The organism is Paenibacillus sp. A14 (assembly GCF_036864815.1).
Taxonomy (GTDB): domain Bacteria; phylum Bacillota; class Bacilli; order Paenibacillales; family Paenibacillaceae; genus Fontibacillus; species Fontibacillus sanfengchensis.
Genome location: NZ_JBAGJD010000002.1, coordinates 528,371 through 540,695, shown reverse-complemented (window position 1 = coordinate 540,695; position 12,325 = coordinate 528,371). Strand labels below are relative to the sequence as shown.

Below are 12,325 nucleotides of genomic sequence, written 5' to 3'. Positions count from 1 at the left end.
GCGGACTTACATAGGAATTGCCGCAAAATAGCAGGGAAAGGGGAAGCACGGACTTATCACATACGAGAAATTGAATGGAGGAGAGACGAGCTTGGAAAATCGAGATCAGGAGAAGCTGAAACAGTACGCATTGTCGGAGATTACGCATTTGAAAGTGCACGGACGGACCACAGGAAATCTGGCGCCTTTAACGTTGTTCTGGACGGGCAGTGGGATCGAACTGAACGCCAAGGGATCCGAGCTTTGGATCGAAGTGGAAGTGGATTATGATCAGTACGAGCCTTGGATTACCGTGCTGATCAACTCCGCGCCCGTGAGCAGACAGATGCTGACCAAGGGACGGTATTGGGTTTGTCTTGTTAGGGGGATGAACCCCGCCAAGATCAAAAATGTCCGGGTCGTCAAAGACGTGCAGGCTATGAGCGGAGATCCGGGATGCTCTTTGCGGATACACGCGGTGAAATTTGACGGGGCTTTCATGCCTGTGGAGGACAAGTCGGTTAAGATCGAGTTTATCGGCGACAGCATCACGTCAGGCGAGGGAGCGGTCGGAGCCCGGGAAGAAGAGGACTGGATTCCGATGTGGTTCAGCGCCGTGGACAATTACACCTATATGACCGCGGAAGCCCTGGATGCGGAATACCGGGTGATCTCCCAAAGCGGCTGGGGCGTGCTGACCAGTTGGGATAACAACCCGAGGGGCAATATACCGGATTACTACGGACAGGTTTGCGGACTTTTGACAGGGGCCGGGAACGAAGCGCTGGGGGCGTTTCGCGAGCACGATTTTTCCTCTTGGCAGCCGGATGCGGTGGTCGTGAATCTGGGGACGAATGATGCCGGGGCTTTTACCAATCCGGCGTGGAGAGACCCGGTTACGGGAGAAACGTATAAGCAGCGTTTGAATGAGGACGGGACATACAACGAGGAAGATTTGCGGGCTTTTGAGCGAGCGGTGGAGAACTTCCTTGGAAAGCTGCGGAAAAATAACGGGCACGCCCATATCGTCTGGGCGTACGGCATGATCGGCATCCCGCTGATGCCGGCCATCTACCGCGCGGTGGATGCGTATATCCGGGCCACGGGAGACCGCCGGGTTTCCGTCTTCCAGTTGCCCGACACGACCGAGGAAACCGTCGGCTCCCGCACGCACCCGGGGAAACGGGCGCATGTCCAGGCGGCCGAGGCGCTGTCGGGGTATCTGGGCGGGATATTGAAAGGTTAGAGGGTTAGAGGGGCCCTGACCTGTCCATAAACAGGTGGCCGGGCATGAATCTGAGCTTCGCCATCCGTTACGTACCGGCCGGGCCCGCTTTTTGGAGGCGCTGCTTCTTCCTCGCGGCATTCCGCTTCAGGAGCCATTGATCCAGGTAGTAAACGACAATAATAAACACGGACATCATACTGAGATATTCTCCGACGACGCCAAAAACGTTTGGGCTGGCGCCTCCGCCTCTACCCACGAATCCGCCTTCGTGGTCCGCTCTGTCGAACCCGCCGCGTTCCCCCCTACTTTCCGTGGGAGCGGTCGTCCCGAATCCTTCCGGCCGGCCGCCGTCCCGTTCTCCCGCGTGCACCGACGGGGTGGAGAAGCCGACCACCTGGGCGACGCCCCGCAAATGCATGGCGAAGTTCGAGGTATAGATTTGATAGCAGCCGAACACCAGCAGCGCGGCCGCGGCCAGCTTTGCAGCCATGGCGGGGAGCGGCTTTTTCATGCGGTAGCGGACGATTTGATGGAAGACGCCCACGACCCATTTCCAGTGCAAGCCGATATGCACCGCGACGAGGATCAGCACCAAGTAGGCGACGGACATGTGGGCGACTTTGAACCATGACTCATTGCCGAGGCGTAGCGCGGGAAAGACCACCCTGGAAATAAAAAGTCCGCAGACGATTACAAAGGTCATGGACAACAACAGCAGGACATTCAACAAGTAACTGAACTTGGTCTTCAGCGGCAGCTTGCGGTCGAACAATTTCGCCGTCACCTTGACGATCCACCTCCAATTGAGCCCCATATGGGTCAGAAAAGCCGCAGCGAAGCCGATTCCCGCTATTTCATGAAACGTAAGCCCGCCGAGGACCTGCTTGTTAAAAAATAGCACAAAAGTCAGCGCCATGATTAAATCCAAGCCGAATTTAAAATAGGTGATGCTTCTTTTTCTGGTTTCTTTGCCGGATCCATCGGATGTTATCATTTGGACTTGAGCCTCCCCGGTTATGATGTATCTCCTAAAATACGCCGCTAACCTTAAGTGAATCTTAAATGCTCCGGAGGCGGTTGGGGAGGATGCCGGGCAGAGCGAAACGAACCCTGGCGCAGCTGCTTGGCTGCGTCAGGGTTCGTTCGGTCCGGCCTTTGTTACTTCGCCGGAATGAGGATGTGCTGTCCGATCTGGAGGAGATGCGGATTCGCCAGCTTGTTATACTTGGCCAATTCCCGCCATGTCGTGTTGTGGTCGAGGGCGATACGGTACAGGTTATCGCCCTTTTTGACGACGTGGACCGTCTCCTTGGCCGCCGCCGGTGGCTCGGCCGGAGCCGGGACTTCCGCCGGAGCGGAAGGCGCCGGTTTCGCGGTTTCCGGAGCGGGTTGCTCCGGTGTCGTCACCGGCGTTTCTTCCGGATTCGGCTGCGGAACGGTTGGCGACGCCGGCTGGGCCACCGGCTTGCTGCCGTCGGCCGTCACGCTCAGCTTGAACTTGGCGTAACCGTCCACGGTATTCTCGAGGTAGGTTAACGTGTTCTGCTTGGCGGCCAGGGCCGCGTTGCCGGCTACAGCGTCTTTGGCCGCCGGCGAAGTGGCAAACGTCACGTTCGCGCTGCCGAACGGCGCCAGCGACCAGTTGCCGTCGGCGCTCGGGTTGATCGTGCCGTTCGAGCGAATGTAGTCGATGACGACCTGGCGGTTCTCATCCGGCGAAGCGAGAATGATCCGTTTGCCGTCCGGATTGGCGAACTTGCTGGATGAGGCGCGGTAGTTGTTGCTCGCGACCACGAACTTCTGCGCCGGATCGATCGGCTTCCCGTTGTAAGACAGATTGACGATCCTGCTGGCCTTCTCGTTCAGCACGCCGCCTTTGGCATCGTATTTGGCGGGCTGCGTCACATCGATCTGATAAGTGACGCCATCGATTACGTCAAAGTTATAGGTCGGGAAGTCGTAGTTGACCAGGGCTTGTTCTTTCGTATCGGCGGGATCGATTTGATTGAATTGTCCGGTCGACCATTCCAACCATTCTTTCAGCTCGGCGCCCGTCACCAGCACGGCGTTGACCGTGTTGGAGTACAGGTAGAGATCCGCGACGTTCTTGATGGCGATGCTGCCGGCCGGAATGTCCGTGTAATAATTCGCGCCTTGGCGTCCGCCCGACTTGAACGGCGCTGCGGCCGACAGCACGGGAAGCCCTTCGTATTCCGTGCCTTGCAGATGCTGCTCCACGTACCATTTTTGCGCATTGGTCACGATTTGGATGGACGGGTCGTCCTGGATCAGCGCAAACCAGCTGTTAATCGGTGCGGTCGTTTTGCCGACCGGCCCCCGGACATATTCCAGCGTGGCCTCATGTTCTTCCTTGACCGCATCCCATATGCTTTGGCCCGCCTCGACTAAAGGGACCTTTTTCGCGCTGTCGAAGATCGGTTTCACGGCAACGGCGGAGTTCTTCACGGTCCATTTGCCGCTCTTTTGCTCCAGGGTTAAGTCGATAATCCCCAGGTTGTTGCCCCAATATCCGGGTTCCACGGCAGGCACGCCGTTGATAGTGCCCTTGGTCAAGTCAACGCCGGGCTTGCCCTCGAAGGAAGCATCCGGGAATACCTTGTGCGCATGCCCGAACAAAATAGCGTCGATATCCTTAACCTTGCTTAGATAAAGGACCGAGTTTTCCATCAGCGGGGTTTGCGGAATGTCTTCGAAGCCGGAATGCGGAACCGCGATGATGAGGTCGGCGCCTTCTTTTTTCATCTGAGGAACAAACTTCTCCGCCGTCTCCACAATATCTTTGGCAACGACCTTGCCCTCAAGCTTCGCCTTGTCCCACACCATAATTTGCGGCGGCACAAAGCCGATGATCCCCACCTTGAGTTTGTGCTTGGCGCCGCTGTTGTCGGTGACTTCCTTGTCGAGAATCAGGTATGGAGTGAAGGCGTTTTTATCGTTCGCAGGATCTCCGTCCTTGTCGTCTATGTAGACATTGGCGTTGACGTAAGGGAAATCCGACCCCTCCAGCGACCGCTCCAGAAAATCGAGGCCATAGTTGAACTCGTGGTTGCCCAGGTTGCCGGCATCGTAATCCAACAGGTTCATCGCCTTGAAGACGGGGTGCGTCTCGCCTTCCTTCAACGATTCCACCGTGGCGACGTAATCGCCCAACGGATTGCCTTGGATCAGGTCGCCGTTGTCGATGAGCAGGCTGTTTTTGGCTTCGGTGCGGGCCTGCTTGATCAGCGTCGCCGTCTTTGCCAGCCCGTACTCGTCGGTAGGTTTATCCGCGAAATAGTCGTAATTGACCATGTTCACGTGCAGATCGGTGGTTTCCATGATCCGGAGCTCCACGGTGGGGCCGGTGGTTCCGCCGCCGTTAGCAGCCGCCGAGAAGGGCAGGGCGGTCAGACTTGCCGCAAGGATGCCCAGGATCAGAATGCGTTTGGATTTGCCGGGTTTGTACAAGTTCATTCCTCCTTTAAAATAGGGGTGAGAAAATAGGGGGACTGGAAAAGAATGCAAATGGTACTCATAGTTTAAGGGAAGCGGGACAAGTTGTCATGCGCATTTTGGATCAGTTTTGCGGGGAGAGGAGGGGGGAACGTTAGGATAACGGGAAAACCCCATGCACTAACGGGATTTCCTCCCGTTAATTTCGCTCATATGGTAGAGCCTCGCCCAATTAGCTGGATTTTCTCCCGCTAATTTAGCCCATTTTGGCCAGTCCGGCCCGATCGTGGCAAATTAGAGGTACTTTTTCCAGTTAATCTTCGCCCCTAGCTACTCGCGCGTCATTTGACGGGAAGTTTTCCAGTTAATCCGCCGCCCAGGGCCCACCCTGGCCAATCATGGCAACCATGGCCAACTATGCCAACTATGCCAACTATGCCAACTATGCAACTATGCAACTATGCCAACCATGCCAATCATGGCCCAATCATAGCCCAACCTTAGCCTAATAGGGCCAATCCACAGCTAACCATGACCTTGCTCGCCTCCAAGGCGGAGCCCAGACCCTCGTCCAGACAAACATTGTCAGAGCTCAAACTTGCCTTTATCTTCTACCGTATCTAAACACCGCAGGCAAATCATATTACTCAACTAACTAATCCTTCACCTGAGAGCCTCGATTTTCTGAGTGTGTTGTCCGGTCCCGTCGTCCTCTCGTATTAACGGGATTTCCTCCCGTTAATTTCGCTCACCTGGTGGGGCCTCGCCCAATTATCTGGATTTTCTCCCGCTAATTTAGCCCATTTTGGCCAGTCCGGCCCGATCATGGCAAATTAGCGGTACTTTTTCCAGTTAATCTTCGCCCCTAGCTACTCGCGCGTCATTTAACGGGAGGTTTTCCCGTTAATTCACTGCCAGGGCCCAACCATAGCCGTGCCAGCCTCCAAGACGGGGCCTAGGCCCTCGCGCATTTACCTGCCCCAGCTAATTCAGCTCAGTTTCGGTCACTCCGGCCCGATCAGAGCAAATTAGCGGAATTCTTTCCAGGCAATTTATCCGCACGAAGTAAAAAAGGGCCACCGATAAAACGGTTAGCCCCTTGATGAACTAAATAAGCCCTGATTTTTGCAGCAGGCGTTCGAGGATCATGGCGACCTCGGCCCTGGTGACATAGCTCTGCGGCGCCAGTTGGCCAGCGGTTCGGCCTGTGATCAGTCCCGCCGCCACGCTGTCGCGGACGCCGCTTTGCGCCCAAGGCGACACGTCGGTCGCATCGGGGAACGCGCTCAGCGCGGGATGGCCCGCGGATGGACCGGGAAGCTGGTCCGCCAAACCGGTCAGCTTCATCGCCTGAGCGATCATGGTCATGGCCTGCTCGCGCGTGATCTTATCGGCCGGGCGGAACGCACCGTCTTCAAAGCCACCGATCAGACCGAAGGCGGCCGCCGTATTGACCTCGCTGTAGTATCCGTCGCCCGTGTTTACATCCGAAAACCGGGAGGTACCCTCCTTGAGCGGAAGCCCCAATGCCCGCGCGAGCATCACCGTCAACTCGGCGCGGCTGATCTCGCCGTTGGGCCGGAACCGCCCGGATTCTCCTCCGTCGAGGATCAGCCTCGAACTCAGGTTATCGATGGCCCCTTTGGCCCAATGGTTGGCCGCGTCGCTGAATCCGGCCGGCTGCCGGCGGATCAGTGCGTAGGTTCCGGTGGCCATCCCCGACAATCTGGCGTAGTGTTGTCCATCCGCCTCCATAAACCGGGTCGGTACAGGGTGTACCTTGCCGTCCGGGCCGAGCATAACCCCTGTTGTGTCTGCAGGAGAAGCGCCGCTCGGGAGCGGGAGGTCCCATGTCAGGTAAGTGCCGAATTCCCGGATATCGGCGGTCGTTTGTTTGTGCACGCCCCGCACCGCAAACTCGATGGGAACTTGTTCCACCGACTGGATTTTCGAGGAACTACCCTTGGCGATTTCAATCTGAATCTCAACATCCTGCAAGGTCAGATTTTGTTCGGATAATTTCATTCGTTGCAATAAACCGTCGAGATCGATTTCCCGAACCGGCAGCGTCAATGCCGCTTGGGGGGACCCCACCGTCAGAACGGCTTGCTTCTCCTGCAAAAAAGCGGCCAACGTTCCGTTGATTTCGCCGATTACCGCATCCGCGTCTTCATGTACTGTTATCGCTACGGCAGGCTGTTCCACAGCGGCCAGCCGCTCGCGCAGCTTGCCGGGATCCAAAGCGGCCTTGGCGACCTTACGCCCATTGACTTCCGTGAGCGAGACGGACCCGATATCGGCGCTTTGGCCGTTGATTTTAAACGTGAACTTCGCCTTCGGTGCGGCCGGATTTTCCGGTTTTATCGGAGTCAGCGGGGACGAACCGCCCGACGAACCTCTTGACGATCCACCGCTGTTATTGCCGTCCGGCGGGTTGGCCGGAAGAACCGTCACTTTAGCCGCCGAGCTTGTCGCCAACGCGGTTTGGACGCCGGTAACACTGGGGTTCGTGTTCGTTACCACCGCATAGTAATACGTTGTGCCAATCGTTTTATCCGGCGGTAAATAGGACGGACCTGACGCTCCTTCAATCGCGGTTCCGCCGGCCGTCTCGTTCTTGTCGTTCCGGTACCACTGGTAGCTAAGGGTTCCGCCGTCATATACGGCGGCGGTGACGCTTAAGGGCTTGGCGGAAGCGCCCAAGTACAGCGTCTGGTCCAGCGGCTGCGAGACGACCGTCGGCGTCTCCGCGTCAACGGACGGCTTGCCGGTCGTGGCGCTGACGATATTGGACCGGCCCTCGTTAGCGCCGCCCGTGACAACAAGCCGGAAGTCATACGCCGTATCCGGGCTGAGGTCCGTCACCGTCGCGGATGTCGCATCCGCCGCTATAGGGGCCGTTGCCGTCGTTGCCGCCGCCCAATCGTCCCGCCCTGCAAGGGACTGCTCGACCGCCATGCCGGAAGCTCCCGGTACCGCCGCCCAGCTTAACGCGACCGTGGTCGCCGACGTGCCCGCCACGGCTAAACTGTCAATCGGCACGGGGGCTGCTCTGGTTACCGTCACGGTGTAGGTTTTCACGGTATTGTCCGCCGCGGTTACCGTGATCGTCACGGAATTATCCCCGACCTGAAGCGGCACGTCCGCCGGATTGTCCGCCCCGCCGTTGATTTGGATCGAGGCCGTGTCATCCGCCGCGTCGGCGGAGACCGAAATGGACGGGATATCGTACGGGACGTTGGCCCGGTACGCTTCCACCGCCGGAACAAACACGGGGTCCAGGGTTCCCGGATGGATGGCGAGGCTTTCCAAAGACGCATCATGGCGTATTCGCAGCACCAGATGCAGCGTGGAGTCCTTTTGAATGTTGTAGTCTGACAACGTGCGGCCGTCCTCCAACTGTTTCCCGGCAAAAATCAGCCGCTGCTGATCGACGGGAATGCCCTCTTTATCGGATATTTGCTGCTTCACCATTTCTATGGAGTCCGAAGGCTCTACATCCAGGGTTATGGTCTTGCCGGTCAAAGTCTTAACGTAAATGGCCATGGCAAAAACCTGCTGCTGAAAAAGCAGCGCGATAACAAGCGTCACCGCTAATGAAGCAACCAGCTTTCTCACGAAAGTTCCCCTCTCTACCCGTAGGATATTTTGGTAATATGCTCAATTATAATTCTTAGGTAGAAATAAATATAGAGTAGTAGAAAAGAAGAATGGCGACGCGCGAGGATATCCTCTTGCACCGCCATTCCTTCTTTTAGCCCTGAAATTTAAGGGGTTTTACCAGTTATTCCCCGATAGCCGAATCACGTTGAAATTCGGGGAACGGTCTTCGCCGTAGATGGCCGTGATGCCCGGGTTGTTCACTTTGACATTGGTAAAGCTCGCTTCGCCGACAACCGGACCTTGGCCGTCCTCCGCCTTAACGACGAGTTTAATGCCGTAGCGGGTTGGATTGTTGATCGTAATGTTCTCCAGGCGGACATTTTGCAGCGGGAGGTTCTCCGGAGATTTGGACTGGAACATCAGTCCGAAGTACACCGGGTTATTGATGTCGACGTTTTTCACCAGAACGTTCTTGAAATCCCTGTCACCGCCGTGGAACCAGATGGCCCCGAAGTTCTGGTAGTCGTTGATTTTGTCGTCGCCGCCGACACTGGTCCAGAAATCGCCGCCCGTGCGATCCAGTGTGACGCCATCGATGACGGTATCCTGGTCGCCGAAACCGAGCGTATTGTAGCCGAAGCTCAAGCTGCTGATGGTGACGCCCGGATAAGTCAGAGTATCCGCGCCATGCAGATTCTGGAACAGATTGTTTTGTCCGCCGTAGACCGCGAAGGCGGCCGCCCGTCTGACATTGGTGGCGGTGAGGTTGGTATACTTGTTGCCGACGTTATAGGAGCCGCCCGAATCGATCGCGCTGAACAAGGCGAACGAATCATCGCCGGTTCCCCGGGCATAGTTGTTGTCGATGATATTGTAGGAGGAGCCGTTGGTCATGTTGATGCCGTCCGCAAACATGTTTTTGATCCGGTTGTTTTTGAACGTATTGTGCGAAGAATTCACTCCCCAATAGAGACAGACAAAATGTTCGGCCCAGACGTTCTCGATGGTGACGTTCTGCATGCCGTTTCCATCAATGAACTTGCCGGGTCCGTCTTGCCGGTAGATGTAGTTGCCCCAGGCGGACAGATCCTTGATGGTTGAACCGTTCGCGCCGGAGCCGATATTAAATCCGACATCGGTGTTCGTCTGGTCTTTCGGGGCGACGAGTCGGGTATGCCAAGGCCCCGCGCCGATAATCTCGGTTGCCCGGCCGTACAGGTATATTTTGGACGGGAGGGTCCATTCGCCGGCCGGGATGAAAATCCCCTTCTTGGCCGGATCTTGCCGGAACTCGTTCAGCGCCTGCTCGATGGATTTGGCGGCCGAAACCTGGACATATTTGCCGGGGTCCGGATTCGCGGCGGGCGGTGCGACGTTTTCGGTCTCGATCATATCCACATAGATCCAGGGAACGTCTCCGGCGTCTTTTTGAATGCGGATTTTGGTCCCCGCCGGATAGACTTGATCCAGCAGCAGCTGCGAATCCTCGTAGAGCCAGTAGGCCTTGGAGCCCGAATTGTCATAGCCGAGCCGCCCGAGCGTCGAAGGTGTCGCGTATACGTAGGAAAACTTGGAGGTCACGGTAAAGTTGCCTTGATCGACGCTGTCCGCGTAAATGCTGACCGTTCCGGTGGTATTTTCGGCCACGGAGTTGCGGAGTACGAACGCGTTGGCCGGCGAGGTCAGCGTGAACTCCACATATTCCCCGGCGGCGTCCAGATGCACGGCCGAACGGCCGGAAGCCTCACCGGCAAAATCGCCCGGTGTAAATTTCGGAGCCAGCTTCGTCCCGTTGGTGCCGTTCCCCGGGGCTTCGGCTTCCAGGATGGTGAACGGCAAGTTGGCCCCCCGCCCGGAATACAAGCTGGACGTGCTGACGTTGTTGGCCCGCTTGGCGACCACTTCGTTCGCATCGGCTGCGACCGTCGTCGTTACCGTGTAGCTGCCGTTGGCCGCCGTCCACGTCCCAACGGTGACGTTGGCCGACGCTCCCGCCGCCAAAATGCCGCTGTGGGATCCGGTAAACGATTTAATGGTGGAGCCCGCTGCGTTTTTCAGCACAACTGTTATGTCGTGGGCCCCGCCGGCGGAAGCGATTGTTCCCTGGTTTTTGAGGTTCACGGTGAAGGTTACGGTATCGCCCGCGCTGGGATTGCTTGGCGTCCACGAGGCCGTTCCGATCAAGTCGGAGCTTTGAACCTGGCCGATGACCAATGGGGAAGGATGAGTGTAGCTGTTGTTTGCCTCGCTGCTCTCAATGACTTTATTGTCTTCATCCACTTTGGCGGTTACGGCGTAGGAGCCGGCCTCTTTCGGATCTAGGGTCGCGGAGACCTCCGCCGCGGTATTGGCGGCGAGCGCGCCTACGGAAGCGGTCCCGGCGAGGGCGTCTCCCAGGTAGAAGTTCACGCTCGTCGCGGTAGAGGCCACGGAGCCGCTATTCCGGACGGTGGCGTTAAGCGTAACGGGATGGGATTCGTCCGGAGAAGCCGGCGGCCAGGAAACATTCGTGACCGTCAAGTCGGGGTTGGGGGCCGCTGTACCAATGACCTGGAACTCGGCCACTTGGCCGCTGGGCGCCCCGGAGTTGGCCGTAAACCGGAGTTGTACGCGGCTCACCGTGGCGTTCACGGGAATCGTCACCGTATTTTGCGAAGCCGGGTTGAATGTATAGGAAGCAGGGGAGACCAGATTCGCGAACGTCGCGGAATTTTGGTCATGCCCGAGTACCTGGATCGTCTGCGTACGCGTGGCCCATTCGCTGGCCGGATTCAGCTTGAGAACGACCGCCGTGATGTCGGCATTGGCCCCAAGATCCACGGTGAGGGTGCTCGGATCGCCGCTTCCTTCCCAATAAGTGCTTATATCGTTATCGTTGGCATTGGCCGCCACATAGGTGAACGTCGAAGAGGAGGCCGTCATCGGCTTGCCGAGGGCCAGGTTGGTCCCGTTGCCGCCGCCCGAACCGGTCCGGGTGACCGACTGGCTTGGCGGGGAGACGTTGCCCGCGGCGTCCTTGGCGATAACGTAATACGTCACCGTTGCGCTGGCGGGTTGCGGGTCGGCATACTGAAGCGTCGATCCGTCCACGCTCCCGCGAAGCTGGTTGTTCGCGTAGATGTCGTATCCGGCGATGCCGACATTATCGGTCGCCGCGTCCCAGGTGAGGCGGGTCGTATCCGGGGTGGGCTGCGTATAGGCCAGATTTGCCGGAGCGGTCGGCGGCTGGTTATCGGCGCCTCTGCTGTTCCCGTAGATTTCCAGCTCGGAAACTTGCGCAGCCGGCCAGCCGGTATTGGCCGTCACGTGAACTCGCACGTAACGAGCGCTGGCTGCGGCAAAGCCGATCGACACCGTGTTCCCGGCGTTCGGATCGAACGTATAGCTAGCCGGGGTTTTGATGTCCGAGAAGTTCGAGCCGTCCGCGCTCCCTTGCACGGACAAGGTCTGCGACCGGCTCTCCCAGCCGGACGGCAGCTTCAGTACGACTTCGTCGATCTGAGCCGCGCTGCCGAGGTCGACCTGAACCCATTGCGGGAAGGCATGATTGGTGCTCTCCCAATAGGTGTCCGGGTTACCATCCGTCACGTTGGAAACAACATAAACATCGGCATGGCCGGAGGCCGTCGCCGTTTTCCCCGCGGCCAGATTCGGCCCTCCCGCGGCGTGGGCAGGATGGGGAAAACCGAGGGGGGCGAAGAACGTTCCTGCGATCAGGCTCAGCATGCAAATCCAGGCGGCGAGGCGTCTTTGGCTTTTCACGAATTTCAATCTCCCTTCATATTAAGTTTCCTCAAGTTCCGTACATCTGGCGGCAGGTCTATGCAGACCCGTTACTCCTGACGATTATGGCGTTTTAAAAAAATGTAAGCGGTGTCATATTTATCCGCATTCCTCCTCTTCATACGGTTGATATGGATCGCAAGGAGATCATAAACAGGAATTAATACCAAATAAAGGGGTAATTCTATGATTTTCATGTGCGAGTCTATGGAGATTCGGGGAGTGGGGGATCTTTTTAGAATAATCGGCGGTATGGGGGCCATTTGACGAATACAGCGT

At 57.4% G+C, this 12,325-nt stretch carries 5 protein-coding genes; 1 reads left to right on the top strand and 4 read right to left on the bottom strand.

The window, feature by feature from the left end; all coding sequences use genetic code 11:
* Positions 1–91: 91 nt before the first annotated feature.
* Positions 92–1,225, top strand: coding sequence for an SGNH/GDSL hydrolase family protein (locus V4U88_RS06795; RefSeq protein ID WP_334072506.1), 1,134 nt, complete (start codon positions 92–94; stop codon positions 1,223–1,225).
* 67 nt (positions 1,226–1,292) lie between these two features.
* Here V4U88_RS06795 and V4U88_RS06790 read toward each other — a convergent pair whose 3' ends face one another.
* The 4 genes from V4U88_RS06790 to V4U88_RS06775 form a co-directional block, all read right to left on the bottom strand.
* Positions 1,293–2,201, bottom strand: coding sequence for a DUF4405 domain-containing protein (locus V4U88_RS06790; RefSeq protein WP_334072505.1), 909 nt, complete (start codon positions 2,199–2,201; stop codon positions 1,293–1,295).
* 164 nt (positions 2,202–2,365) lie between these two features.
* A complete protein-coding gene (locus V4U88_RS06785) occupies positions 2,366–4,681 on the bottom strand; it encodes a bifunctional 2',3'-cyclic-nucleotide 2'-phosphodiesterase/3'-nucleotidase (RefSeq protein WP_442951871.1) in 2,316 nt (771 codons plus the stop codon).
* 1,086 nt (positions 4,682–5,767) lie between these two features.
* Positions 5,768–8,278, bottom strand: coding sequence for an S-layer homology domain-containing protein (locus V4U88_RS06780; protein WP_334072503.1), 2,511 nt, complete (start codon positions 8,276–8,278; stop codon positions 5,768–5,770).
* Positions 8,279–8,437: 159 nt separating this feature from the next.
* The gene (locus tag V4U88_RS06775) at positions 8,438–11,989 is read right to left on the bottom strand and encodes a discoidin domain-containing protein (protein ID WP_442951875.1); all 3,552 of its coding nucleotides are present in this window, start codon (positions 11,987–11,989) and stop codon (positions 8,438–8,440) included.
* Positions 11,990–12,325 lie beyond the last annotated feature (336 nt).